At 69.7% G+C, this 25,406-nt stretch carries 25 protein-coding genes and 1 pseudogene; 17 read left to right on the plus strand and 9 right to left on the minus strand.

Annotated features, from left to right (window positions below; genetic code table 11):
- Positions 1-7 precede the first annotated feature (7 nt).
- Both HDA43_RS34590 and HDA43_RS00560 read right to left on the minus strand, forming a co-directional pair.
- On the minus strand, positions 8-406 hold the full coding sequence (locus HDA43_RS34590; RefSeq protein WP_179817781.1) for a HypC/HybG/HupF family hydrogenase formation chaperone: 399 nt from the start codon (positions 404-406) through the stop codon (positions 8-10).
- Positions 403-1,023 carry a D-sedoheptulose-7-phosphate isomerase gene (locus tag HDA43_RS00560; RefSeq protein WP_179817782.1) on the minus strand — a complete coding sequence of 207 codons (621 nt, stop codon included), beginning with the start codon at positions 1,021-1,023 and terminating at the stop codon, positions 403-405. Before HDA43_RS00560 ends, HDA43_RS34590 begins: the two co-directional genes overlap by 4 nt.
- Positions 1,024-1,436: 413 nt before the next feature.
- Here HDA43_RS00560 and HDA43_RS00565 point away from each other — a divergent pair, with 413 nt between their 5' ends.
- From HDA43_RS00565 to HDA43_RS00575, 3 genes are read left to right on the plus strand one after another with little or no spacing between them, the layout of a single operon-like run.
- Positions 1,437-2,174 (plus strand): thioesterase II family protein, encoded by a 738-nt coding sequence (locus HDA43_RS00565; RefSeq protein ID WP_246423875.1) that lies wholly within the window; start codon positions 1,437-1,439, stop codon positions 2,172-2,174.
- The gene (locus tag HDA43_RS00570; protein WP_179817784.1) at positions 2,171-3,010 is read left to right on the plus strand and encodes a metallophosphoesterase family protein; all 840 of its coding nucleotides are present in this window, start codon (positions 2,171-2,173) and stop codon (positions 3,008-3,010) included. Before HDA43_RS00565 ends, HDA43_RS00570 begins: the two co-directional genes overlap by 4 nt.
- Positions 3,007-3,648 (plus strand): 4'-phosphopantetheinyl transferase family protein, encoded by a 642-nt coding sequence (locus HDA43_RS00575; RefSeq protein WP_179817785.1) that lies wholly within the window; start codon positions 3,007-3,009, stop codon positions 3,646-3,648. The genes HDA43_RS00570 and HDA43_RS00575 overlap by 4 nt, the downstream gene beginning before the upstream one ends.
- A 130-nt stretch (positions 3,649-3,778) precedes the next feature.
- Here HDA43_RS00575 and HDA43_RS00580 read toward each other — a convergent pair whose 3' ends face one another.
- Positions 3,779-4,591, minus strand: a complete 813-nt coding sequence (locus HDA43_RS00580) for a hypothetical protein (protein WP_179817786.1) — start codon at positions 4,589-4,591, stop codon at positions 3,779-3,781.
- 254 nt (positions 4,592-4,845) lie between these two features.
- On the opposite strand from HDA43_RS00580, the gene HDA43_RS00585 reads away from it, so the two are divergent.
- The 7 genes and pseudogenes from HDA43_RS00585 (at position 4,846) to HDA43_RS00615 (ending at position 9,846) form a co-directional block, all read left to right on the plus strand.
- Positions 4,846-5,244: a nuclear transport factor 2 family protein gene (locus HDA43_RS00585; RefSeq protein ID WP_179817787.1), complete on the plus strand. Its 399-nt coding sequence runs from the start codon at positions 4,846-4,848 to the stop codon at positions 5,242-5,244.
- Between the two features lie 122 nt (positions 5,245-5,366).
- Positions 5,367-6,266, plus strand: coding sequence for a phosphotransferase (locus HDA43_RS00590; RefSeq protein ID WP_179817788.1), 900 nt, complete (start codon positions 5,367-5,369; stop codon positions 6,264-6,266).
- 94 nt (positions 6,267-6,360) lie between these two features.
- A pseudogene (locus tag HDA43_RS36595) lies at positions 6,361-6,441 on the plus strand (NUDIX domain-containing protein); the annotation flags it as partial.
- A 278-nt stretch (positions 6,442-6,719) separates the two neighbouring features.
- A complete protein-coding gene (locus HDA43_RS00600; protein WP_179817789.1) occupies positions 6,720-7,829 on the plus strand; it encodes a tyrosine-type recombinase/integrase in 1,110 nt (369 codons plus the stop codon).
- 601 nt (positions 7,830-8,430) lie between these two features.
- A complete protein-coding gene (locus HDA43_RS00605; RefSeq protein WP_179817790.1) occupies positions 8,431-8,586 on the plus strand; it encodes a hypothetical protein in 156 nt (51 codons plus the stop codon).
- Positions 8,586-9,311, plus strand: a complete 726-nt coding sequence (locus tag HDA43_RS00610; RefSeq protein WP_179817791.1) for a helix-turn-helix domain-containing protein — start codon at positions 8,586-8,588, stop codon at positions 9,309-9,311. Before HDA43_RS00605 ends, HDA43_RS00610 begins: the two co-directional genes overlap by 1 nt.
- Before the next feature lie 154 nt (positions 9,312-9,465).
- Positions 9,466-9,846, plus strand: coding sequence for a DUF4238 domain-containing protein (locus tag HDA43_RS00615; RefSeq protein ID WP_179817792.1), 381 nt, complete (start codon positions 9,466-9,468; stop codon positions 9,844-9,846).
- 321 nt (positions 9,847-10,167) lie between these two features.
- Here HDA43_RS00615 and HDA43_RS36225 read toward each other — a convergent pair whose 3' ends face one another.
- Together HDA43_RS36225 and HDA43_RS00625 are read right to left on the minus strand one after the other, a co-directional pair.
- Positions 10,168-10,761, minus strand: coding sequence for a pentapeptide repeat-containing protein (locus HDA43_RS36225; protein WP_179817793.1), 594 nt, complete (start codon positions 10,759-10,761; stop codon positions 10,168-10,170).
- A gap of 73 nt (positions 10,762-10,834) precedes the next feature.
- The gene (locus tag HDA43_RS00625; RefSeq protein ID WP_179817794.1) at positions 10,835-13,432 is read right to left on the minus strand and encodes an AfsR/SARP family transcriptional regulator; all 2,598 of its coding nucleotides are present in this window, start codon (positions 13,430-13,432) and stop codon (positions 10,835-10,837) included.
- Between the two features lie 57 nt (positions 13,433-13,489).
- On the opposite strand from HDA43_RS00625, the gene HDA43_RS35660 reads away from it, so the two are divergent.
- Complete coding sequence (locus HDA43_RS35660) at positions 13,490-16,963, plus strand: WD40 repeat domain-containing serine/threonine-protein kinase (protein WP_179817795.1); 3,474 nt, start codon at positions 13,490-13,492, stop codon at positions 16,961-16,963.
- A 265-nt stretch (positions 16,964-17,228) separates the two neighbouring features.
- On the opposite strand, the gene HDA43_RS00635 is transcribed toward HDA43_RS35660, so the two are convergent.
- A complete protein-coding gene (locus HDA43_RS00635) occupies positions 17,229-17,465 on the minus strand; it encodes a hypothetical protein (protein WP_179817796.1) in 237 nt (78 codons plus the stop codon).
- On the opposite strand from HDA43_RS00635, the gene HDA43_RS00640 reads away from it, so the two are divergent.
- Positions 17,452-17,619 carry a hypothetical protein gene (locus HDA43_RS00640; protein WP_179817797.1) on the plus strand — a complete coding sequence of 56 codons (168 nt, stop codon included), beginning with the start codon at positions 17,452-17,454 and terminating at the stop codon, positions 17,617-17,619. The genes HDA43_RS00635 and HDA43_RS00640 overlap by 14 nt on opposite strands.
- A gap of 296 nt (positions 17,620-17,915) precedes the next feature.
- A complete protein-coding gene (locus HDA43_RS00645) occupies positions 17,916-18,554 on the plus strand; it encodes a DUF4238 domain-containing protein (protein ID WP_179817798.1) in 639 nt (212 codons plus the stop codon).
- Positions 18,555-18,686: 132 nt separating this feature from the next.
- Here the strand turns inward: HDA43_RS00645 and HDA43_RS00650 are convergent, their stop codons facing one another.
- The gene (locus HDA43_RS00650; protein ID WP_179817799.1) at positions 18,687-19,256 is read right to left on the minus strand and encodes a dihydrofolate reductase family protein; all 570 of its coding nucleotides are present in this window, start codon (positions 19,254-19,256) and stop codon (positions 18,687-18,689) included.
- A 785-nt stretch (positions 19,257-20,041) separates the two neighbouring features.
- Positions 20,042-20,899 (minus strand): hypothetical protein, encoded by an 858-nt coding sequence (locus HDA43_RS00655; RefSeq protein WP_179817800.1) that lies wholly within the window; start codon positions 20,897-20,899, stop codon positions 20,042-20,044.
- Positions 20,900-21,383: 484 nt separating this feature from the next.
- Here HDA43_RS00655 and HDA43_RS00660 point away from each other — a divergent pair.
- Together HDA43_RS00660 and HDA43_RS00665 are read left to right on the plus strand one after the other, a co-directional pair.
- Positions 21,384-22,258, plus strand: a protein-coding gene (locus HDA43_RS00660; RefSeq protein ID WP_376770444.1) for an IS5 family transposase whose coding sequence is annotated in 2 segments (ribosomal slippage) — positions 21,384-21,752 and positions 21,755-22,258 — 873 coding nt in all. Because the reading frame shifts where the segments join, the coding sequence is not laid out codon by codon here.
- A 194-nt stretch (positions 22,259-22,452) separates the two neighbouring features.
- Positions 22,453-23,499 (plus strand): IS630 family transposase, encoded by a 1,047-nt coding sequence (locus tag HDA43_RS00665; protein WP_218911540.1) that lies wholly within the window; start codon positions 22,453-22,455, stop codon positions 23,497-23,499.
- 62 nt (positions 23,500-23,561) lie between these two features.
- Here the strand turns inward: HDA43_RS00665 and HDA43_RS00670 are convergent, their stop codons facing one another.
- On the minus strand, positions 23,562-24,059 hold the full coding sequence (locus HDA43_RS00670) for a tautomerase family protein (RefSeq protein ID WP_179817802.1): 498 nt from the start codon (positions 24,057-24,059) through the stop codon (positions 23,562-23,564).
- 94 nt (positions 24,060-24,153) lie between these two features.
- On the opposite strand from HDA43_RS00670, the gene HDA43_RS00675 reads away from it, so the two are divergent.
- Together HDA43_RS00675 and HDA43_RS00680 are read left to right on the plus strand one after the other, a co-directional pair.
- Positions 24,154-24,645 (plus strand): winged helix-turn-helix transcriptional regulator, encoded by a 492-nt coding sequence (locus HDA43_RS00675; RefSeq protein ID WP_139578314.1) that lies wholly within the window; start codon positions 24,154-24,156, stop codon positions 24,643-24,645.
- Positions 24,646-25,174: 529 nt separating this feature from the next.
- Complete coding sequence (locus HDA43_RS00680; protein ID WP_179817803.1) at positions 25,175-25,405, plus strand: hypothetical protein; 231 nt, start codon at positions 25,175-25,177, stop codon at positions 25,403-25,405.
- Position 25,406 lies beyond the last annotated feature (1 nt).

Raw genomic sequence — 25,406 nt, forward strand, 5'->3', positions numbered from 1 at the left:
CTCCTGGTCACCGTGTTCCCCGACGTCCGCCGATCACGGCGTCTCCGACCGCCGCTTCTCCGGCGGTCGCGTCTCCGGTCACCGCGTCCCGGGTCACCGCGTCCCTGACGGCCGCGTCCCCGGTCGCCGCGTCCCTCATCGCGTCCCCGGTCATGGCGTCCCCGGTCGCCGGGTCTCCCGGCGTCCGCCGATGCCTGCCGACGACCGCGATGGCCTCCCCCGCGTGGACGAGGACGGTGTCGCCCTCGGCCGCGTCCACCAGGGCCACGCTCACCTCCGTGGTGACCGGACCCGCGCCGGCGACGGCCAGCCCGCCGTACCTGATGCGGATCACCCGCATCGGCACGGCCTCGTCCGCGCACGTGACGCACGGCCCGGTGTCGCAGCAGCCGTCCTCGTCGCTCATCCTGTCTCCTTTCCGCCGAGCAGGCCGGGCCGGTCGTGGAAGACGTGGACCAGCTCCCACAGCACGTGGTAGACGGTGACGTGGATCTCCTTGACCACCGCCGGGTCGTCGGAGGCGGCGATCAGGATGTGCTCGGCCGCCCGCTCCCGCACCACGGCGCCGCCGTCGCCGCCGACGAGGGCGAGGGTGAACAGGCCCAGCGCCCCGGCCTCCTGGAGGCCGCGCAGGACACCCGGGCAGTCGCCGTCGCGGGAGATCCCGAGCGCCATGTCGGCCGGGTCGGCCCAGCGGCGCAACTGGTGGGCGAACGACTCCGCGGGCCCCTCCCGGGCGCTCACCCCGCTGACGGTGGCGGCGTCGTTGCTGAGGGCCAGGGCGGGCAGTGCCTTCTTGCCCATGATGACCGGGTGCATGAACTCGACCGCGATGTGGGCCGCGTCGGTGCCGCCCCCGCCGCTGCCGAACACGATCAGCTTCCCGCCGCGATGGAACCGGTCCGCCATCTCCCGGCACGCGCGGGCGATGCGCAGGGAGTCCTCCGCGAGAGCGTGACCGGCGGAGTCCCTGCGGGCGAAGGCCTCGCTGACGGCCAACTGCATGGTCGATGTCACTGGCATGTGAACGCTCCGTTATTTACGGTAGTCGTCAGATTACGTTCCGTGTTCGGCGAATCGACACCTTCGACGCCACAAAGCGGAGTAAAGATCTGATCACTCGCCCAACCGCCCGCGGTGGCCGCCGACGGCGGGGATTCGCCGGGATTCCCGTATCCCGCGGGGTTCCCGCCCTTGGTGATGATCAACGTTCCCCGTTATCGTCTCGCAGTGGGGTCGTCTCGCGGCGGGGCACGGGCGGGACGGCGCGCCGCGGGCACCCGGGCCGCCGCCGTACGGCGCGGGTCCGGCACGGCGGCCGCCGTACGGCACGCGCTCCGCGGGGCCGCCGCCGTACGACGCGCGTCCAGCAGGACCACCGCCGTACGGCGCGCATGCGGCACGGCGGCCCGCCGACCGACCGAAGGAGAACGACCTTGACGGCAGCCGCCCGCTGGATCCGGTGCTTCCACCCCTCACCCGGGAGCGACGTCCAGGTGGTCTGCTTCCCGCACGCCGGGGGCACCGCGAGTTACTACCACCCGCTGTCGGCGGCCCTGGCGCCCGCCGCCGAGATGCTCGCCGTGCAGTACCCGGGCCGGCAGGACCGGTTCGACGAACCGCTGATCGACGACCTGCCCCTGCTCGCCGACCGGGCGGCCGAGGCGCTCGGCGGCGGCGACCGGCCACGGGTGTTCTTCGGGCACAGCATGGGGGCCGTCATGGCCTTCGAGGTCGCCCGGCGGCTGGGCCGCGGCGGGCCCGTCGCGCTGTTCGTGTCCGGGCGGCGCGCCCCCTCCACGACCCGGCAGGAGACCGCGCACCTGCTCGACGACGACGAGCTCGTGGCCCTGGCCGCGAGGCTCGGCGGATCGGACCCGGAGGTGCTGCGGCACGAGGAGCTGCGCGGACTGATCCTGCCGAGCCTGCGCGCCGACTACCGGGCCGTCTGCACCCACCGCCCCGACGGCGAGGCGCGGCTCGCCGTACCGATCACCGCGCTCACCGGCGACGCCGACCCGGTGACCAGCGTGGCGGAGGCCGAGGCGTGGGGCCGGCACACCGCCTCCCGCTTCGAGCTGAAGGTCTTCCCGGGCGGCCACTTCTTCCTCGCCCACCACGTACCGGAGATCGCCCGGATGATCCTCGGCTCGCTGAGGGCGGTCCACGCGTGACGGCGCTGCTGGCCGTCAGCGACCTGCACGTCGGCTACAAGGAGAACCGCCGGATCGTCGAGGAGATGCGGCCGTCGTCCGGGTCCGACTGGCTGCTGGTCGCCGGGGACGTCTCGGAGAAGGTCGCCGACATCGAGTGGGCGCTCGGCCTGCTGGCCGAACGCTTCGAGAAGGTCGTGTGGGTCCCGGGCAACCACGAGCTGTGGTCCCACTCCAGCGACCCGGTCCGGCTCCGCGGCGAGGAGCGCTACCGGCACCTGGTGAAGGTCTGCGGCGACCTCGGCGTGGTGACCCCGGAGGACCCCTACCCGGTGTGGGAGGGGCCGGGCGGGCCGGTCGTGATCGCCCCGCTGTTCGTGCTGTACGACTACACCTTCCGCATGCCGGGGGTCGCCACCGCCGAGGAGGCGCTGGCCCTGGCCTACGACAGGGGCGTGGTCTGCACCGACGAGGTGTTCCTGCACCCCGACCCCTACCCCTCGCGCGCCGCCTGGTGCGAGGCCAGGGTCTCCGAGACCGAGCGGCGGCTGGCCGAGCGCCCGGGGGGTCTGCCGACCGTGCTCGTCAACCACTACCCGCTGGTGCGCGAGCCGACCCGGGTCATGCACCACCAGGAGTTCACGATCTGGTGCGGCACCGAGCTCACCGCCGACTGGCACCTGCGGTTCGACGCCCGCGCGGTCGTCTACGGCCACCTGCACATCCCCCGCACCACCTGGTACGACGGTGTGCGCTTCGAGGAGGTCTCGCTGGGCTACCCGCGCGAGTGGCGACCCCGCCCCACCCCGCCGGGCCGGCCGCGCCGCATCCTGCCCGCTCCCCCGGCGGCGTCGTGATCGGGGAGATCCTGCCGTCGTGGGTGGCGAGCGCCGAGGCGTTCGCCGACCCGCCCGACGCCCGGCTGTTCCCCGAGGAGGAGGCGGTCATCGCCCGCTCGGTGGAGCGGCGGCGGCGCGAGTTCACCACCGCCCGGCACTGCGCCCGCCGGGCGCTGGCCCGCCTGGGCGTGCCGCCCGCCCCGATCCTGCCCGGCGAGCTGGGTGCGCCCGTCTGGCCCGCCGGGGTACGGGGCGCCATCACCCACTGCGAGGGGTACCGTGCCGCCGCGGTCTCCCTCAAGGCCCTCACCGTCGGCATCGACGCCGAACCGCACGAGCCGCTCCCCGAGGGGGTCATGGAGACCGTGGCCCTCCCGGAGGAGCGGGCCGAGCTGGCGCGCCTCGGCGGCGCGATCCACTGGGACCGGCTGCTGTTCAGCGCCAAGGAGAGCGTCTACAAGGCGTGGTTCCCGCTGGCCCGGTGCTGGCTCGACTTCGACGAGGCCCACGTCACCTTCGACCCGGCCGGGACGTTCACCGCCCGGCTGCTCGTGGCCGGGCCGGAGGTGGAGGGCCGGGAGCTGACCGGCTTCACCGGCCGCTGGCTCGTCTCCGACGGCCTGGCGGTCACCGCCATCGCCCTGCCGCCCGGGTGACCCCGCGCCGGGAGCGGCGCGGACGCCCCGGAGACCGCGAACACCCCCGAACTGCGACGCCGCCCCGGAACGGCCCGCTTCCTCGTCGAGTCAGGCCGGGGCCGTCCGCAGGTCGGGGAGCCGGAACAGGTCATCGGCGTGGCCGGCCAGCAGACGGGCGACGGATGCCGGCACGAGATCGATCCCGTCGTGCCAGGAGCCCGCCGACCTGGACGACCGCGAACTCGACCTGGCCCTGACCCTCCTCCCAGTTGGCGATCAGCGTGCAGCCCTCGTCGGCGAGCAGGTCGCCGCCCGACCGCTCGGTCCGCAGGTACATCAGCCCCTCCTCGCCTTCGGTGCAGAAGAAACTCAGGTGGGTGGACAGCTCGGGCGGCGTGAGACCGGCCAGTGCCTCCCGCCACTCCTCGGCCGCCTCGGCTTCGAGGGGCAGGAGGCTTTCGGGGCCCGTGCCGAGCGCGGTGGCGACCCGCATCGCGTCGAAGAGCGTGCCGTCCGAGACCAGCCGCGGGTGGCAGACGGTCCAGGTGCCGCGCAGATCGGACGCGGCGAGGTCGTGGCGCGCCAGCAGGGGAGCCAGGTCGCCGCCCAGGATGAGCCGGTCCGAGAAGCACGCCGCCGCGAGATCCGCCTCGAACTCCGGCGGCAGCCCTGCCTTGTCGAACTCGAAGACCGACCGGCTCGCGTCGAACTCCAGCAACGGCTCGTCCAGGTCGAAGACCGGGCAGTCCCAGACGACCGGCTCGGCGCCGCGGAGGGCGGCCGGATTCACCCAGGCGGCGTCCTGCGCGAAACCGAGCTCGTTGATGAGGTTGCCGCCGAAGAACGTCGCATATACGGCGTCGGCGTCGAAACTCGCCAACGGACGGCCGAGCAGGATCTCAAAGGCGCCGCTCAGCTGCTCTGACCACGGACCCGGAATGTTCGCGGAAGCGGAGTTCATGCCGGGACCATATAGGCGCCGGGCACGCCGATGCACCACGTCCGCCGTTTCCTCACGCGGAGCGGCGGCGCGCGCCAGACCCGTGGCGGCATTCCGCACGGCACCCGGCCGCCGCCGAACGCGAGGAGATCCCCCAGGACATCGCCGCCGGGACGTCCGCCCGGACGAAGCGCACCCGAGCCGCCGATCAAGAGCCGCCACCGGCATCCGGCCGGCCCCGGTCACCACGTACGGCTCGGTGTTACTGTCCCGCCATGTCAAAAATCGAGATCGATTCGGTGACCGCCGATTTCTTCGGAGCCTTTGACAACCGGGGCGGCAAGGCTGCCGACGTGGCCCGGATCAAGCGGCTGGTTCTTCCGGGTGGTGTGATCGTGAAGACCGGCCCGGAGCTTACGGTCTACACCGTCGACGAGTTCATCGAGCCCCGCCGGCGACTGCTGACCGACGGCCGGCTCGTCGAGTTCTCCGAGTGGGAGACCTCCGAACGGACCGAGATCGCGGGCGATATCGCGTCACGGTTCAGTGAGTACCGAAAGTCGGGGGTCTTGGACGGCGAACCGTTCGAGGGTGGCGGGACCAAGACCATCCAGCTCGTCCGCACCTCAGAAGGCTGGCGGATCACAGCGCTCGCCTGGTATGACCAGCCCTGACCGCACCGGGGAGGCGGTCGTGAGAGGTGCCTTCCCGCGCTGGAACCTGCCCGGGATCACCATCGCCACCGCCCTTCTGTGCCATCGGACGCGTTGACCCTGCGGACCTGTAGGAGGTCGCGATGCCTTTCGTCGATACGCCGCTGACCGTCCCCATACGGCGCGCGGTCCAGGATGCGTGGGGACGGCGCATCGCCGGCGACCCGGTGCGGCTGTACGGCGGGGAGGAGTCGGCGGCGTATCGGGTCGATGACCTCGTCGTACGCGTCGGCCCCGCGAGACGTACGAGCGCCGAGGCCGAGTGGTGTCACTCGATCGCCGTACATGCCGCCTCCGCCCTTCCTGAGGCGGTGGCCCCGTTGCGCGCACGCGACGGTGCCACGGTCATCCGGGTGGACGGCCGGCCCGTGTCGGTGTGGCCCTATGTCGAGGGCGGGTGGCCCGATGAGGATCAGCCGCAGGTGCGGAGGCAAGGCGCGCGGCTTCTCGCGCGGCTGCACCGTACGCTGGCCTCCCACCGGCCGCCGCCGCGCCCGGTGGCCTCGTTCGTGGAGACCGGCCTGTACGGGGAGGCGCCGCACGATGTCCCCGAGTTGGCCGATCGAGGACTGGACCGCTGGCTGGCGGACTTTCATCGTCGCAACCCCGTACGCCAGCCACTGCACGGGGACTTCTACCCGGGGAACACCCTCGCCAGGGACGGCCGGTTGGTGGCCGTCCTGGACTGGGATGAGGCCATCGTCGGAGCGCCTGAGATGGAGGTGGCGTCGGCCGCGCTCGAATGGGCCGACGAGTACGGCGACAGCCCGGCCCGACGCCGCCGCTTCGTCACCGACTATCACGAGGCCGGCGGGACCGCGGGCGACATGGACGATGAGACGCTCGTCCAGTTGATCAGGCACCGGCTGCGCCGCGAGGCGGCATATTTCGAGCACGCTCGGCGTCAGGGCGCCGAGCATGACGAGGACGGTCTCGAACACCACGAGCGCCGGGTGAAGGCCTTCTTCGATCTCAGGCCGTAGCCTGGGTTGAGGAGCCTGGGGACAGCCGTTGGCACCAAAAAGGATCTTGTGGTGTTCTCCCTGACCAGCCGTAGGACCATCCCCTTTCTACGCGTGGTTCAGGCCGGGAGGCGCTATCGATCCCGGGGAAACCCCGCGGCAGACGGCTGCCCGGGAGCTACGGGAGGAGCCGTGACATGTTGTGGGCCCTCCGCCCGGGTCGGTGTCATAGACCGCAAGGTAGGGGCATATTCCCAGGTCAGGACAGCGCGCCGGTGTTTGGAGTTGCAGGGGCAATCTGTGCCCGCGCCACTTTCACTGAGCCGCGCCACTTACGCGTTCACCGGCACCACTTGCACTGAGTCGGCGCCACCTTCGCTGAGCGAGGACAGTTGGGTCCCGGCGGCTCGGATCGGCCTGGTTCGGATCTCACACAATGCTAATTATGTGAGATCGCTGTGAGGTCATCGGGGAGTGACCGAGATCCTTCCCGCCGCCGTCATCCGGCCCGCCGCCCCCGCGCCGTCTGCCGGCCCCGGTGCTGTCGCCCTGCCGTCCCCGATGGTGACCACCGTGGGCGACATCGCCGGCCTGGCCCCGCGCCGGGCCCGGGGAGACGGCGGCGAGGTGCCGGCGGCCGACGTCGACGCTGTCGACGCGCTGCCCGCCGCCGCATGGTCGACGGTCGCCGCGTGGCCCAAGGCGGGCAAGGCCGTCACCACCCGCCGCGCCCGGTTGGCCGATGTCGCCGCGTTCTGCCGCTGGCTGGAGGTCGAGTCGCCCGGCGTCGGCCTGCTGGCCGTCACCGAGGACCACCTGACGCACTACCGCGACGCCATCGCCACCGGCACCGCCCGCGCCGGCCTGGCCCGCCCCGGCGTCCCGCTCGCTCCCGCCACGGCGGCCCGCCGCCTGTCGACCCTCTCCAGCCTGTACGGCTACGCGCTGCGCCGCCGCGTCATCGGTGCCAACCCCGCCGACCCGGTCGAACGCCCCGAGGTCTCGGTCATCGGCACCACCCCGGCCCACACCGTGGAGGAGGCCACCGCCCTGCTGGGCGGCGCCGAGACCATCGCCGCCACCTACCCGGCCGACGCCGCCGCCGTGTCGCTGCTGAGCGTGTGCGCGGTGCGCGTCGGGGAGCTGGTTTCCCTCACCGTCGGCTCGGTGGCCGCCAGCGTCGGGCACACCGTCATCCTGTTCCGCCGCAAGGGCGGCAAGACCGACCGCCTCCCGGTGCCGCCCCGGGTCCGCGCCCTGCTGGGCCCCCTGCTGGACGGCCGCGCCGCCGGCGAGCCGCTGTTCGTCCGCGACGACGGCCGCCCCTTCGACCGCTGGCGCGCCACCACCGCGCTGCGGCGCGCGGCCACCGCGGCCGGGATCGACCACGCCCGGCTCACCCCGCACACCGCCCGCGCCACCGCGGCCACCGCCGCCCTGGATACCGGCGTGCCGCTCGCCGACGTCCAGGAGCTCCTCGGCCACGCCTCCCCGGTCACCACCCAGCGCTACAACCGCGGCCGCAAGAAGCTCGACGGCCACGCCGCCTACCGGATGGCCGCCCTGCTGGCCGGCGGTGCCTGAGCCGGGACACCCCGTCGGCTCAGCCCTATGAGGTCGTCGGCGTCTCCGGCGACCCCACGACTGCTGTGAATACGCGAAGGGCCTGCCGCGGCAACAGCAGGCCCCTCAAAACCCTTGATTCGTGCCTGGTCAGGACAAGAGAGACATCAAAGGCTTGCCGATGTAAAAGCGGACAAAGTATTACTGTCATGCGCAACTCGGCTCGTTGTAATTGTGCTCGCAATATGTATTACGCGGAACAAGGCGAGGGTGTTCCGAACGATTCTGAACAGCGTCGAACGCCCTCGAGGGCTGCCGAACGTCCTGGGAGGGCGCCGGACAGGGTCGAACGGAAGAACGAGACGATGACGGACGCTAGGCGGCTTTTGCGCATTTCGCCCGAATAGCGATGGCCGCACGAAGAATCCCGACTTTGCGTCATGATTGCTTTACGCACAGGTCTTCGAGGGCGGCAACCCTCACGGCCATGCGTCCGATCCATCTCAGACGAAATTCGCCTGGTCAGGGCAAAGATGTGAAAAGACATGAAAGGTGGTCTCGCGTGGCCAACACGCCATGCATCCATTCCCCCCGCTCGCCTGCCCCTCCGAAGGGCTGGGTGGTGATCATTCTGTTGCTCCTCCTGAGTTTCGCGGCCGGCGCCCACGTGCTCGGGATGTCCGCAGAACTCATCGCCCTGCTGATCACCACTGTGATCGGCGCGACGGTCAAGCTCGCCAAGGCACTGCTCCACCCGCAGAGGCACGGGAGCCTTTGATGGAGGACGCACAAAGCGACCAGGTCGCCCTACAGCGGGCGCTCGTCACTAGAACGCTCGCGGGGTCAGAGCACGTGGCCACGCAGATGCTGGCGGAGGAGCTGAGGCGCATCGTGCTGGCCAGGGGGATGAGCATTCCGGAGCTCGTCCAGGCCACCGGCCTCCCGCCCTCCATCCTCCAGCGGGTACTGCGGGGACAATCTTGGCTGCCGTCCAGGCGTGTGATCAGCACGCTCCTGAAGGCCTGCCACGCCCATCCTGCGCAAGTCCACCGCCTCATGGCCACATGGGAGATGGCGGTCGCACTTCGGAAGAGCGAGAAAGAACGCCCTGCTGCACCGGTCGCTACGGAGCGAGCTCCCCGATGGACGACAGTGGGCACCTCCGACAGGCAGGAAGTGTTCCGAGACGTTCCAAGCCAAGACGATCTGGAACCCGACCCGCTCAAGGCCTCCACCAAGGAGGAGTTCCTCCAGTGCATGAGGGACTTCCAGGTCTGGGCCTACGATCCCTCCTACGGTGAGATCGTCCGCCGTTCCGGCAGGCGCGTCGCGGTCAGCACGCTGTCCGAAGCGCTGAACCCCAATAAGCCCGCTCGCCTGCCGTCGATGAAGGTCGTGACGGCTTTCATCATCGGATGCGGGGGCAACGAGAAGTGCCTGGCGCGCTGGAGCACCGCCTGGCGGCGGATCCGCATGGGGCAGGCAAAACGCACCACCGACTAGGAGATCCGCTGGCCCGGTCCTGGACCGGGCCAGCGGGCTCAACAGCCATCGCCAAGCGCTACCACTGCGGCCGGCGCAGGTTCGGCCCCCAAGCCGTCGACCGGATCACGCCTCTTCCATCCGGCGGGCCGCACTTGCACGAAAGGACCACGTCATGGGCTGGAAGCTCATCAGCAGCGTGCCCAACCCGTGGGGAAAGGTGCCGATGTTCGCCGGTGACAGGAGCGCCGTCCCCCAGGTCGAGGCGTACATGTCCCGCGTTGTGGAAGTCGTGACGAAGCGGGACTGCACGTCTCGCCGGCACCACTACGTCCCCCAGTCCTACCTGAGGGCCTGGAGCCCGGACCGTAAGCGGGTCCGCGTCATCGACATCAGAAACGGGCTCGACAAGCTGCGAGGCATCCGAGACACCTGCGTTGAGGAGAACTTCTACCGGGTGACCGATGCCAGCCACCGGCCTCACAACCAGGTCGAGGCGATGCTCGGTGTCATCGACGATGAGACGGCACCCCTGCTGGAGAGGCTGCGCCGCTGAGCGCCGGGCGATGACCTCCAGTTCGGGGACTTCATGTCCCTGGCCGTTGTGATGGCCCTTCAGCGCAACCGGACACCGCAGGCCCGGCGCCATCTTGCCAGCACGAGCGACTGGTTGGGGTGCCACCGGAATACGGCAGAAACGGGCCGCGTCCGCCGAAGACCGCACGTCAGGCGGTGAGAGCGGAAGCCGAGGTTTCGGCTGTGGATGGCGGTGCCCGGCGTGGGACCGGATTGGCTCCCGAAGTGTCCCCACTGCGCTGACCTGCTCAGACACCGTCTCGGGAACCAGGCAGAATCACCGAACTGTCCGGTATCCGCCTCAGGGCACCGCAGTTGGCCCGCCGCTCCCGGTCAGGCTCCCTGTGGCCGGGCCGCCGTCCGTCTCCTCGCGGGCCAGGTGGGCCGTACCCTCCGGTGTCGTCTCCAGCCGCCACCCCTCCGGCCACACATGCTGGGCCGCAGGATTGACCACCACAGCCCCGCCCAACCCGACATCCCCGGTGAAGGTCGCCGCGCCGAACCCGACACCTTCGGTGAAGGCCGCCCCGTCGAAGTTGGCATCCTCGCTGAAGGTCGCTTCGTCAAAGTCGGCCTCCCCGATGAAGGTCGCCTTGTCGAAGTTGGCCTGAGTGACATGGCCGCTGGCCAGGTCGAAGTCGATGAGGGTAGCGCCGGTCAGATTCAGGCGCATCCGGGTGTCTGGATTCGCGGGCGGGTACTGCCGGGCCGTGGGCACGGTCGGGACGCAGACCGGCGCCGTCAACGCTGCCGCGATGACCACCGGCGGGAACGGCACGAGTCGCGCCGCCCGGGTACGACGCCGACCGTCAACGCGGCGGCCGTGACGATCGCGGCCGACAGTGCGGAGATCGCTGCCGGTCTCCTGGTCACCATCGTTCGGATGCCGATTCACGTCGTCTTCCTCTCGTGTCGTGCGGTGTGAGAGGAAGGCGGGCCGGGCGTGCCGAGGAAACGTCGAGGATCCGTCAGAGCCGGTGAAGCACGTCGAGCGCCTCGCCCCTGCCTCGGTCGTCACCGACTCCGTCGAAGATCTTCAGTGCTTCCTCGGCCAGGTCGCGCGCTCGGCTCGCGGCGCCTTCCGCGAGGTTGACGCGCGCCAGCATCAGCAGCCCATCGGCGTCCAGCAGCCGATCGCCGAGGCGTACGGCGATGCCCCTCGCCTGCTGCGCCGCCTGCCTGGCGTCGGGAACCAGGCCCTGCGCCAGCCGTACCGCAGTCAGCTCCAGCAGCGCGTCCGCGTGCTGGTGGCGGTCGCCCAGGCCGGCCAGGCGCGAGGCCGCGTCCGCAAGCCGCTTGGCCGCCTCCGCGAGGCGGCCCGCCCGGTGCGCTACCGAACCCAGAGCGCAGATCGTCTCCGCCGTGTCCTTCGCGTTCTCGGCCACGGCCAGGCACTTGACGAGGTTACGCTCCGCCTCGTCAAGTCTGCCCTGCTCCAGGTAGACCCGGCCTAGTCTGTGCCGGGTGCGCGCCACATCCCGCACGGCGCCCTCGCGCAGGAAGGCGCTCAGCGCAAGCCTGAGCCGGTCGTGGGCCAGATCCCACCGCTGTTCGGCGCGATGCAGGTCGCCCTGGTCGCGCAGGCTCAGGGCGACGCCGCGGGCGCTGCCCGCACGGCGGGCGGCTTCGAGGCCGGTTTCGCAGATCCGCCGCCAGTCGTGCAGGAACCGCTGTCGTTCGAGGAAGGGGGTGAGCAGGTGCGCCAGCCGCCAGCTCTCCTCCCATAGTCCGGCCTCGTGCAGGTCGTCGACGAGGTACACCAGGAACACCCGCTCGGCGTGGAGCCACTCCATCGAGTGTCTGATGTCCGTCGTCGCGGCGGGCGAGGAGACCGACTCGCCGGAGACGAGGGTGAACCGTGAGGCCAGAACCCTGGCCGTCGCGACCGCCGCGAGATTCGACAGCGCCTCCTGGGCGGTGTCGGCGTTCAGCTGTTCTCGCGCGAAGAGCCGGGTGAGGGCGTGCAGGCGGTAACGGACCTGGCCGGCGACATCGATCACGTGCGTCTCCAGCAGGCCCGCCTCCACCAGCGCCTCCGCGTGATCGCCGAAGACCGCGGCCGCCCAGTCGGCGAAGTCGGGCGCCGACAGCGCGCCGAGCCAGCGCAGCGTGCGCCTGGCCGGCTCGGGAAGGCCGTCGTAACCGAGACGCAACACCCCACGGACGGCCTGGTCGCCCACACGCAACCGGTCGAGCCGCCCATGCTCGTCCTCCAGCAGGCCCACCAGGTGATCGACCGTCCAGGCGGGGCGGGTGGCGAGCTGGGACCCGGCGACGCGCAGCGCGATCGGCAGGCCGCCGCACAGGCGCACGAGCCGTGCCGTCGCGTCTGGAGCCGCCCGCAGCGGCCCGGCGAGCCGGGTGATGAGGTCGCAGGCGTCGTCATCACCGAGGACGCCGACGGGCACGTGGGTCGCGCCGGTGAGCCCGCCGAGCGTGGAGCGGCTGGTGACGACCGTCGGGCACGATGTCAGCAGCGGCCGGACCTGGCCTTCGTCGGTGGCGTTGTCGAGCAGCATGAGCAGGCGCCGGTTGGCCGCGTATGTACGCAGCAGCCGCTCACGCCGTTCGAGGGTGGTGGGGACGGCTTGGGCGGGACAGCCCAGCCAGCGCAGGAAGTCCTCGAGCACCGCGGCGGGAGTGGTCGTCTCACGCAGGTCGGCGTAGAGGATTCCCTCGGGGAAGCGTTCCCTGTGCCGCCAGGCGGCGTGCACGGCCAGCGCCGACTTGCCCACGCCCGCCGGACCGTGGACGACGACCAGGTCGCCGATCACCCGGTCGACCAGGTCCCGTCTGTCGGTGAAGTCGGCCACGTCACGAGGCAGGAGCACGGGCGGGCCGGCGGAGACGTGCAGCGAGACGTCGTCGTGGAGCATCCGGTGGTAGAGCAGCTGAAGGTCCGCGTCAGGCTCGATGGCGTGTCCGTCGTCGAGCTCGTCGCGCAGCGCGGAGTAGGCGTTCAGCGCGTCCACCCGGCGGCCGCTGCGATAGAGCGCGAGCATGTATTGGCCGCGGAAGCCCTGCCAGAGCGGGTGCTGCGCGATCAGCCGCCGTAGCTCCGCGAGGACCTCACGATGGAGACCCGCGTCGAGCTCGTAGCCGATCCGGCGTTCGAGCGCCAGCAGGCGAAGCTCCTGCAGTTCCTCACGCAGCGGCCCGGTCTCCGCCCAGCGCTCGGCGTCGGGGTCGACGTCCTCCAGCACCGGTCCTCGCCACAGGGCGAGCGCCTCCCGGAGGTCCTCCCGCGATCCCCGCGCCACAAGCCGCCTGAAGCGCTCGACGTCGAGCTGGTCCTCATCGATGGCGAGCGTGTAGGTCCCCGACACGGTGGTGATTACATCTTTGCCGATCAGCCGCCGGAGTTGGCCGATGTATCCCCGTACGAGCGAATCGGAGCGTTCCCCGTCCTCACGGGGCCACAGCAGCGCGCGCAGCCGCCCGACCGTCAGCGGCCGCCGGGCGTTCAACACGAACATCGCCAGCAGATCCCGGTGCTTGGGCGCGGTCGGGGTGCGGTCCTCCGCATCGTCGCGTACCTCAAGTGCGCCCATGATGCGAAATTCCATGTGAATTTCCTCAATGCGACGGACAGATGATCATTTGATCCTCAGAATTCCATATTGATGACTCCTCTGGCTCCTTCTGATCCGCAGCGGTTGGGCCGCTACCGGCTGGCGGGGCGGCTGGGCGCCGGCGGTCAGGGAGTGGTCTACGAGGCCTACGGCGAGGCCGGCGAGCGGGTCGCGGTCAAGGTTCCCAGGATCGACGACCCGGCCTCCCGAAGTCGGCTGGCCGCCGAAGCCGCGGCCGCGCAGCGGGTGGCGTCGTTCTGCACGGCCAGGGTCATCGAGGCCCATCTCGATGCGGCCCAGCCCTACATCGTCAGCGAGTTCGTCCCCGGGCCCAACCTGCGCCAGGTGGTCGAGGAGACGGGCCCGTACGAAGGGGACGCGCTGCGGCGCCTGGCCGTCGGGGTCGCCACCGCGCTGGCCGCCATCCACCAGGTCGAGGTGGTCCACCGCGACCTTAAGCCCGACAACATCATCATGGGCCCCGACGGGCCGCGAGTGATCGACTTCGGTGTGGCCCGGCAGGTGGGGCCGACCACGACGGGTCCGATCATGGGTACGCCCACCTACATGGCGCCGGAGGTTCTGACGGGTCGCGGCGCCACGGCCGCCGCCGACATCTGGGCCTGGGCGTTGGTGGTGCTGTTTTCCGCGTCGGGGCGCGATGCCGTACAGGATCGGGACCCCGTGACGGTCATCGGGAGCGTGCTCGGCTTCCGGCCCGATCTGAACGGCCTGGCGGAGCCTCTCGGCGGGCTGGTGGCCGCGGCGCTCTCACGGGATCCCGCCCGGCGGCCCTCGGCCAGGGGCGTCCTGCTGGGCCTGCTCGGCCTGCCCGACGACCTGGACGGCGGCGAACTGCTGATCGAGGGCGGCGCCGCGGCCGCCGCGCTGAAGGGTCCGGCGGATCCGGATCTGGGCACGATCGCCGAGGAGCTCTTCGAGGAACTCTCCGAACGCGAGAGGGCCGTCGCGCCCGAGGTCTTCCTGCGGATGATCGACGTCGACGAGACGATCAGGAAGGTCCCTCGCTCGGAGTTCCCGGATTCCGAGGCCGTCGATGCGCTGCTGTCCCTCTACGCCGCCGCCGGGCTGATCGTCCAGGTGGACGCCGCGGTGGATTCCGCCGTGGACCGCGGCTACACACTGGCCAGGCCCGCCCTGGTCCAGGCGTGGCCGCGGCTGCGGCAGTGGCTGGACGACAACCGTGAGGGTCTGCCCGTCCACCGGCGGCTGACCGAAGCCGCCCGGTTCTGGGACGACCACGGTCGCAAGCCCGGTGATCTGCTGCACGGCTCCAACCTCGACAGGACCCTGCGGTGGGCCGCCACCGAGCGCAGGGACATCACGCTGATGGAGCTGGAACGCGAGTTCCTCGACGCCGCGGCGGGACGGACCAGACGGCAGTCCAGGCGCCGCGGCCTGCTCGCTGCCACGCTCGCCGTCCTGTTGGCGGCCGCGCTTGGCGGGCTCGGCCTGGCGGAGTACCGCCGGGGGGTCTCCGACCGGCAACGGGACGCGGCCACGGCCCGAGCGCTCGCACTGCGCGCGGCCGGCCTGCGGCAGAGCGATCCCAGGCTCGCGATGCTGTTGAGCGTGGCGGCGTGGCGGCTGACCCCCTCACTGCCCGAGTCACGCGGAGCGCTCTACGAGGCGCTGTCCCAGCCCATGACCGACTCCTTCACCGATCCGCACGCGAGTCCCGGCACCGTCTATGCCCTCAGCCACGACGGTCGCGCGCTCGCGGCCGTCCTCGGCGGCCAGGTGCGGGTCTGGGACGTGCGGGCACACCGTCAGACCCGCGCCTTCTCCGGCGTGGGAAAGACGGTCAGGAAGGCCGCGCTCAGCCCCGATGCTAGGACGCTCGCCCTCCAGGACGATCGGAACGTGCGGCTGTGGGACGTCACCACGGGCAGGCCCGTCGGCGGCGGATTCGCGGCCGGGGTCGAGGAGTTCCAGCCGGGTGAGATGACCTTCGACCGAACCGGGCGGTTGCTGGCCCTACCCGAAGGCGCTTACGCGGCCCGATGGTGGGACATGGCCGGCCGCACACCGCTCCGGGCGGGATCGGGGGCGGGTCTGGACGCCGTGAACGCCGACCGGAGCCTCGGCGTGGTCGCCTCCACGGGGCAGGGCCGCGCCGAGTTGTGGGATCTGCGCAGGGGCAGGCGCGTCCCTGCGCCCTGGCTGCCTGTGAAGCATCGTTTCAGCGAGGTCCAGTTCAGTGAGGACGGCCGCACCCTCGCGTTCGTCGTGAACGGGTCGCAACAGAGACGGGTGCTGATAAGACGCGTGCCCTCGGGTGGCCTCGTGACGGACTACCCCGGTGGCGCCGCCGGAATGCGGATCGTCTTCAGCGCCCGGTTCGTGGCGCACTGGAGCCTGCTCGGAGAGCTGATCGTGCGCCGGAGCTCCGACGAGCACATCGTCATGGAGCGACAGCTGCCCGAGCAGTCGGCCACCCTCCGCATCGACGAAGCCGACCGGGTGCTGCGCGTGGCGACGGACGGGGGAAGGGTCCACACGCTCGACATCTCACCGTTGTTCGACCACCCCGTGGCCAGGGGCGCCCTTGACGGCGGCGCGCTGGTGGGACCGGGCGGGCGGACCCTCGCGATCGGCGTGGGCGACGGGACGCGGCTCTGGGACATCCGCGCCGCCCGGCAGGCCGGCGCGCCCGTCCCGGGGCCGGCCAATGTGTTCGCCTTCAGCGCCGACGGCAGACGCGTGGCCGCCGGAGACAGAGCCGGCAGGCGGGTGCGGGTCGCCGACGCGGGCTCGGGCAGGCTGCTCACCTCCTTCGAGGTCTCGAACAGGCAGGCCACGGGCGTCGACGGCCTGGCGTTCAGCCCGGACGGCGGCACGCTGGCGATCACGGTCACCGGGGTGGACGGCATCCTGCCCATGGAGCTGCGGAACCTGAAGACCGGCTCGGTCACCGTCACCGACGTGGCCGCCGGCGGTTCCACGGCCTTCCGCCCCGGCGGGGGGCTTCTCGTGGCCGGCGTGGTCCCCGAACCCCTCGACCCGGTCAGCGGCTCCCGCCGCCCACGTCCCGAAGGGCTCGGCAGCCTCTCCGCCCCCTACGCCTTCCGTCCCGACGGCGGACTCATCGCCTTCAGCGGACCCGGCCGGATCTCCCTGTGGAACTCCGCCCTGACCTCCGCCGTCGGCGACCTGCCCGCCGCGGGCGAAAGCGCCTCCCTCGCCTGGTCGCCCGACGGGCGCACGCTCGCCTCCTACGAGGCCGGCGACCGGATCCGGCTGTGGGACGTGCCGAGCAGGCAATTGCTCGGTGTCGTGTTCGACGGCCTGACAGGCCTCGGCTTCGGAGCGAGCGCTTCGATGGCGTTCAGCGCGGACGGCGAGACGCTCTACAGCACGACGCCGGAGGGCGTCGTGCGACGGCACCCTCTTGATGAGGAGCGGGTCACGGCGGCCGTCTGCGCCAGAGCCGGCCGGACCATGACCCCACAGGAATGGCAGCGACACCTCCCCGGGATCCAGCGCTTCAGGGTGTGTGGATGACGCGCCGAGACGACCACCCGAGCTCACCGCTGTACCAGCCCGAGCCAGGCGGGCGGTCAGCGGCAGGGCGTTTCCGGAACGTCGAGCCTCGACGGACGGGACGCCCGGACACTCTTTTCGAGTGGGTAAGCGCTCCGGTTTTCGAGCGCCACCGTAGCTCGTCATCGTCCGCTGAGATGTCCCTGCTAGCAGCCATGCTCAACAGAAACTCAACATATTCTCAACACAAGGCGCCCTACCTTCTCCACAACCGAGCACCACGTGCTCATCGGGAGAAGGAAGGAAACAACATGAAGGCCACGACGAAGATCAGCGCCGTTGTCGCGGCGGGGGTGTTCTCGCTGGTGCTGGCGGGAGGGCCGAGTGCGTCAGCGCAGAGCGCCGCATCGCCCGCCACTTCGGCATCCATTGCCTCGGCATCCGTGACCTCGGGCGTCCAGGCCGGCTCGCCGAGGCCCAGCATCAAATGGCTCTGCGGGAAGCGGATCGTGAAGAAGTTCATCCCTGCCTGCTCGCACGGTAAGTGGGAGCCGGTAACGATCAAGAAGATGCGCTGCCTTCAGGGCCACGCGCCGTATGTGGGGTTTACCGGCATGTCGAAGCTCACGTACTGGACGATGAAATGCTTCAAAACCAGCGAGTGGGAGAAGTGGTAGCACCTCTCTGCGCTCTACGATCGCTCCTGCCGGCATCTAGCCCAGGGTGAGTGCGGACCCCGGAATACGGCGGAAACAGGCCAGGGCGAGCCGTGGACCGGACAGAATCTTTGTTCTATCCGGTCCACGGAACCGCATCTGTGCAGGTCAGCCACCTGGCGTCAGCGTGGGAGCCAATCCGGTCCCCGCGCGGTACGACAGTCTTCCGCCGAAACCCCGGCCTCAGGCCCTGCTGTCCGACCTGCGGTTTCAGGCGGGCGTGGCCCGTTTCTGCCGCATTCCGATGGCGTCCCTGGTTGACGCGCAGAGCTGACCAGCCGGCGCAGAAGCTCACCACGGATAACTACGTCGATGTGCTCTTTCGCGCGATCTACGAGGCCGCTGACCAGCTCTCCACCCGCCAGTTGGAACCGTGGGACGACCCTCAGGGGCGGTTCATCACCTGTGATCAGCCGGTCCTGTTCTCCCCGCGCGGCTCAGGAGAGCCGTCGATGAGCACCAGCAAGTACGTCTGGTGGCCCATCAGTCCCCACCGGCTGATCGCCTTCAGCAATGCTCATCGGGGGCGCAAGGTCGCCCATCGCATCGCGGCACGCAAGGACGTCGACCACGTGCGCAAAACCTTCATCCGAGGGGCGGAGACCGCGATCATCGCCCTGCCTGAAGACCGGGACCTGCCGGCGGGCAAGCGGCTGCGGAAGATGCCTCAGCTCCAGATCGATTGCCGCGCTCTCCCGGCGGGAGAGTGCGGCCTGACTTCGGGTGGGGCAGTTACGGCACGCAAGCGCTGGACCGGGCTTGCCGGCCGCTGTGTGCGGTGGCTGCGGCCAGGGGAACGGCCTCGTGATCAACTTGAGAGGCGAAAAAGTTTTCGGACTTTTGTGACAGGGCACGCGCGCGGGCGCGCACGCGTGCCCTGTCACAAAGTCACCTAATTCAGGTCTAACCTCTGGCCGCCGAGGGTTTTTCGGCGCCTCTACGCGCGCGTGACCCTGTCGGAAAAGTCGGAGAATTCCGCGCCGACGTGCCGTCGCGAGGGAGCGGCCAACGTGCCAGGATAAATCACGTCAAGCCGTAACTCGCGTGGGCCGGTATCGCAGGGCGACCGCCCCCGACCGGAACTCACGGCGGTCCACGGGCTCGAGCTGGATGCGCTCGCGCAGACCGGCGAGCAACGTCGGCCCGTGTCCGGCAAGGACCGGCTGCACAAGGAACTCGTACTCGTCGATCAGTCCCAGATCTGCCAACGCCAGGGGGAGCGTCACGCCACCCACCCACAGGCCCTCGCCTGGCTCCTGCTTGAGCCGCTGAACCGCTTGCCCGAAGTCGCCTCGCACCAGCTCGGCATTCCAATCGGCCGCGCTCAGCGTGCTCGACACGACGTACTTCTTCGCCCGGCCGATGGTCTCGGCGAACGGGATCTGCCACTCATCCATCCAGTCAGGCCACGTGTCCGTGGCCGGCTTCCGCCACGCCGACTCCATCATCTCGTAGGTCACCCGGCCGAATAGCAGGGCATCGGCTCGCTCCATCTCAGCGGTCCAGTAACGCATCGACTCCTCGTCCGGGGGGAGCCCTGCCTCGTGATGGCAGCAGCCGTCGAGCGTGACGTTGATCGAGTATCGAAGTGGTCTCATCTCGTTGCTCTCCCTTGATGCGCGCAGCGCGTTTTCACCGGACGTCTACTTAGACGGCTGTCGGCGCCATTTCTCATCGGCGCCCGATCACAGCGCTCCGTCCCCGGGGTTGAGGAACCTGGGGACGGCCGTTGGCGCTGAGAAGGATCATGAGCCTCAGTTCGGTGGGTTGACCGGACAGAAGTACAGCTCCGTCCGGTCTTCGAAACCGCATCACCGCAGCTCACCGTCTCGGCGCCGATTCCCGCACCATTCCGGTCCTGTGCACCGCACGGTGGTCTGTCACCGAAATCCCGGTTACCGGGAGCGCGAACCCCGCCGACAGCTCGTGGCAAAGCGGTACGACGCCAAGGGAACGGCCCCATGACCGAGCAGGGAAAACATCACAAGATCCTTCTCAGCGCCAACGGCCGTCCCCAGGCTCCTCAACCCCGTTCATCGCCGTATGACATGAGCCGGGGTTCGTGTTCTAGGCCGCTCTCGGGCGGTGCGCTCGGCCTCCAAGACGGCGGCCAGGCACGCGCCGAGCCGTATCGACCAGATCTCGCGCGGGCCTCCGGCACGACCCCAACGTCACGGACGTCGACGTATCAGTGCACGGGCCCCAAGGTCGTAGGCCATGGAGCCCATGGCGAGAATGACGAGGGGCCAGACCAGGGGCGAGTCGGCCGGAACCGTACCGGTCAGCAACGCCGTTCCCACCGAGCCGGTGCTCAGCACGGCAGTGGTGGCGGGACCACCAGGCATCCGTACGTAGACGGGGTGCTGCGTTTGGGGGGAGGGGCTCACCGGGCACCGTCCCGGGTGGTGGCGGCGTGGGACCGCGCGGTGTAGCGGTTGCCGAGCCGCTTCAGCTTGCGGCGCACCCGTTCGCCGTATGCTTCCGGACTGGCGGCGCCCGCGAAGCGGGCCGCTTCGGTCCAGGTGGCGATGGTCGGGTGGGCCCAGGCCATCGCAACGCGCCGCTCGGCCGGGTCCAGCTGCGCAAGGACGGCGTTGATGCGTTCGTCGTCGAAGGCGGCCTCGAAGACCAGATCGTCCATCCGTAGCTCGCCGGCGACCAGGTCGTGCAAGGTCAGGTTATCGCCGAGCTGGGTCTCCAGGAGGAGCACGCGGGAGCGGCGCACCCGCCTTCGCCAGATCGGCACCAGCTGCCGGTGGATGGTCTGGGCGTCGGACTTGATGCGGCTCAGCACCGAGGGGTCGATGCGGCCGCCGTTCGTCAGTGGATCGGCCCAGTCTCCGAGCAACGCGGTGTGGATGGCCTGGTCCCACTGGGGCCCGCGGGGCAGTACCAGCTGCTTGCTGGGAAAGGACTCCGAGCCGCTGCAGCCGCAGTCGCGGCCCAGCGCCCAGTCCCGGGCCTGCAGCGCGTTGTACACAGTCCACCCTCCGTGCGAGGCTCCGGTGAATCGGAATTTGCGGCGAAAGCCTCTCGGCTTGGTGCTGCAGGTTAGCCCGATGGCCTGGTCGGGGGTAGGAGGGCCGCTGTCCACCGAGACACCGCCATCGGGATCGATCACCAAGACGTAGTCGTCGCTCCAGGGCAGGCCGAACTCGCGGTGCATGGTCGGTGTCTCAGAGGTCGGTGCCTGCATGGAGCTGGTGGGCACCGCCGGCTGGGGGGCGTCGATGCGGGACACTGGTCTATCTCCTCATCCTCGTAGGTCGTACCTTCCCTTCTCGGTCTCGGGAGGAGCCCCCATCGGCAAAAAATTTCAAGTCGTGGGCCACCGAAGCCGCACCAGGTACATCTTGTTCAGCAAAGCGACCTTCACCATGAGCGTCCAGCTGCGCGGGGCTGTGGCGGTCGATCCATCGGCCGATCATGGTCCGTCATGAGCTGTCGTCTTCCAGTGCCCGGTACAGCGTGGAGGGTAAGGACTGAACCGCCTCTACCAGCTCGTCTCCGCCTAGGACCTGTTTTGTGGATCACTGAACGGTGAATGGCGCGACCCGCGTCTCGGACCTCGCTGGGTCTTCGCGCTGCGCGCGTATCACGCTCGGGCTGTGTCTATTTGGGGCGTTGCCCCAAACCCCAGGTGAGGGGCCTTGCGGCCCCTCACACTCCCCAGCCACCGGCCGGTTCGCCTGACGCGGCACCGATGATGTGGCTGGATAGGACACATGGTTCGCCGCCATGAACTGACCGATGACGCCTGGGCGCGCATCGCCCCATTGCTTCCGGCCAACCCCGAACGCGGTGGCCGCTGGCGCGATCACCGCCAGGTACTCAACGGCATCGTCTGGAAGATCCGCACCGGCGCCGACTGGCGCGACATCCCCGACCGCTACGGCCCCTGGCAGACCATCTACCAGCGCTTCCGCCGCTGGTCGGCCGACGGCACCTTCGCCCGACTCCTGGAACACATCCAGGTCCACAACGATGCGATCGGCCAGGTCGACTGGTCGGCCATCTGCGTGGACTCCACCATCGTGCGCGCCCACCAGCACGCCGCCGGCGCCCGTAAAGGGGGAACCGGCACCGGACGCCCGGGCAGCAATCAGCTCAGACCGATCAGGGCCGACAGGCGCTCGGGCGCTCGCGCGGCGGACTGACCACCAAGATCCACCTGGCCGCCGACGGACGCGGCCTGCCCCTGGCATTCGTGCTCACCGGCGGCAACGTCAACGACTGCACCCAGTTCACCACCGTGATGGAGGCCATCCGCGTCCCCCGCCCCGGCCCCGGCCGGCCACGCACCCGCCCCGCCCATGTGATCGCCGACAAGGGCTACAGCTCCCGCACCATCCGCGCCTACCTGCGCCGACGAAAGATCGGCGCGACCATCCCCGAACGCGCCGACCAGCTGGCCGGACGAGCCCGCCGCGGACACCGCCGCCACGCCTTCGACCCGATCCGCTACAAGCGGCGCAACGTCGTCGAACGCTGCTTCAACCGGCTCAAGCACTTCAAAGGCATCGCGACCCGCTACGACAAGCTCGCCGCCCACTACCGATCGGCCGTGACCATCGTCTGCCTACTGCTCTGGCTCAGATGATCCACAAAACAGGTCCTAGTGCCGCATCAGAGAACCTTTGCCCCGTAGCGACGTGACGCGCCGTTCGGATGCTGGTCCGTGCGGCGCGGTGTCGTCAGGCTGCCCGGGTAGCAGAACGGGTACGCGTCCGCGAGATCAATGACGACGAGGGCCAGCGCCTGCTGCGGATTGTCCGCAGAGGCACCGGGTCGGTGGTGACCTGGCGGCGGGCCCAGATGGTGCTGCTGTCCGCGCAGGGCATGCCGGTTAGGAAGATCGCCGAGGTGACGTTCACCAGCGCCGACCGGGTCCGGGACGTGATCCACGACTTCAATGCCGACGGCTTCGACTCGCTGTATCCGAAGTACTCCGGCGGGCGCCCGAAGACCTTCACGCTGCCCGAGCGGCGCGAGATCAAGAAGATCGCCAAGTCCAAGCCAGCCGAGCACGGCCTGCCGTTCTCGACCTGGAGCCTGGCCAAGCTGACCGACTTCCTGGTCGCCGAGGGGGTGGTCGACGACATCAGCCACGAGGGCCTGCGGGTCCTGCTCCGGGAGGAGCGCGTGTCGTTTCAACGCATAAAGACCTGGAAGACCTCCCGCGACCCGGACTACGCCACGAAGAAGGCCCGCGTCGAGCACCTCTACGCGATCGCCGACGGCGAGGTCATGCCAGAGGAGGGTGAGTCTGAAGTCGTCTTCTGCCTGGACGAGTTCGGCCCGCTTAACCTCCAGCCCCACCCTGGGCGGCAGTGGGCCGAGCGCGGTGGGCGGCACAAGGACCCCGGCCGGGAACCGAGGCCCCGCCGACGGGCGACCTACACCCGCCTGCACGGGGTCAGACACCTGTTCGCCGCCTACGACCTGGGCAAAGACAAGCTCTACGGCCACATCAAGCCGAGGAAGCACCGGACTAAGTTCCTAGAATTCTGCCGCTATCTGCGCGGTCTCTACCCGCCCGAGATCCGCATCGCGTTCGTGCTCGACAACTTCTCCCCGCACCTGACCACGAAGAAGGACAGCCGCGTCGGCGACTGGGCCGCGGCGAACAACGTCGAACTCGCCTACACGCCGACCAACAGCTCCTGGCTCAACCGTATCGAGGCCCAGTTCACCGCCCTGCGCTACTTCACCCTGGACGGCACCGACCACGCCACCCACAAAGAGCAGGGCAGCATGATCCGCCGTTACATCATCTGGCGGAACCAGCACGCCGCCGACGAACGCCTCCGCGAGGTCGTGGCCAAGGCCAACGTCGCCTGAATCGGGCTGATCCTAAAGACTGTGTCACCGGCCGCATCGATCCCCACTTCGTTCGCCGCTCATCAGGGCAGGCGGGCGTGTTCGGCTCGGGTGGCAGCGATCCGCTCACGCGCGAGCGTACGGGCCCGCTTGGTGTCATCGCCGGTGAGTCGGGCGAGGATCGTTGCGAGCGGCCTGATCTGGCCCCAGCCGCCCCAGTGACCTTCAGGGATCTCGGTGGGGAATACCCAGATCCGGCTGGCGTCACGCGGCCAGGCGCCGTTCTCCGCGTCGAGGATTGCCTCGGTGACCTCGGCGATGACGCTCGCACGCTTCTGCTCGTCGAGCTGGCCCTCGGGGACGGACGGGACGACCTTGTAGCGAGGTGCGTCCGCGGGTTCTCCGCCGACGTAGATGCCGGCCGGTCGGTGCAGCCAAAGCCAGGAGACGGAACGGCTCACCGGGTCGGCGGGGTTGAATCCCTCGTTGCGGACGAGGATCTCGGTGATGCGGTTCAGCAGGGCCGCCTCGGCGTCCGGCTGGAGCGCGCCGTCGGGAATGTACACGTCGAGCATGGGCATGGTCGATCTCCTTTATGAGTTTAGTTCTTCAACTCAGGCCGGAGTCTACGAGGGCTAAGTACAGCTTGTAAACTCAGATGGGTACACTCGTCCCATGGAGACGCGGCGAATCGACCCAGTGAACTGCTCGGTGGCGCGCGCCCTCTCGGTGGTGGGGGAGCGCTGGTCGCTGCTGATCGTTCGTGAAGCGCTGGACGGCGCGCGCCGGTTCGGAGAGTTCCACTCCCGCCTCGGGATCGCCAGAAATCTCCTGGCGACTCGGCTCGAGACTTTGGTGACCGCGGGAGTGATGCGCCGCGTGCCCTATCAGGAGCCCGGGGATCGGCAGCGCTTCGCCTACGAGCTCACCGAGCAGGGCCGGGCGTTGCGGCCCACGCTCGTGGCGCTCCTGGAATGGGGCGACACGTACCTTGCCGACCCGCAGGGCCCGTCGGTCATCGTCCGGCACCGGCCCGTCGACGATGCGAGCTCCTGCGACGAGCCGGTCAAGGTCGTCCTCGAGTGCGCTGCGGGGCACAGCCACCTCGCCCCGGAAGACGTCTGCCGCACGCCCGGGCCGGGCGCGCGCTTCGTGGAAAGCTCCTGAGATCCCAGGATCATACTGAGCAGCTCATATCGCGAGAAGCATGATCCAAGCAGTGGGGCCGGCGCCTGGGCCATGGGGCAAACGTTGGATGCTGCGGCACTAGCATCAGCAGCCGCGCCTCGGCCAACCGCTCGATGGGTGCCCGAGCAGCCATCTCAGCCGCTGTGGCATCCATGCAGTCAATCCGGCTGAAGACTCCTTGGGCCAACCGATGAAGCAGCTCAGCTTCGGCCCGGTCGCTCTCGGGCTCGTCCTCAACCGCAGGGGTCTCGGGAGTATCCACGCGCTCGACGGTAACCCGCGCTGGTAACTGACACCGCTGAGAATTGCCGAATTGTTCTTATAGGGGGTCAAGCGGCGGCGCGCCGCACCGCCGTACCCGGCCCTCCGCCGCCCGCCGGCCGGGCGTGCGGCCTGAGGGCCGGTCCCGACCGGTGGTGCCCCGGGCCGTAGCCGTACCGCGCATTCACCGTATCCGACGCACTCGCCGACTCCTGCGACACGCCGCCGGGCACCATATGCTGCCCGGATGGACGCGATCATGATGCTCGGATGGCTTCTGGAGCACGATGTGAACGCCCTGATCAGGGTGGATGCCGAGCGCGGAGGTATTCGGCCCTGGACCTTCCATGCGAGCGGCGGACCCCAAGATGACCGATGGACCGTTCGAGCCGATGCCTACTCGGCGGAAGAATGCCTCCAGCAGGTTCGTAAGGCGCTTAGGGCTCATGGGCTGGATCTGCCCGAGCAAGGCAGCTGAC

This window comes from Streptosporangium sandarakinum, assembly GCF_013409935.1.
Lineage (GTDB): Bacteria > Actinomycetota > Actinomycetes > Streptosporangiales > Streptosporangiaceae > Streptosporangium > Streptosporangium nondiastaticum.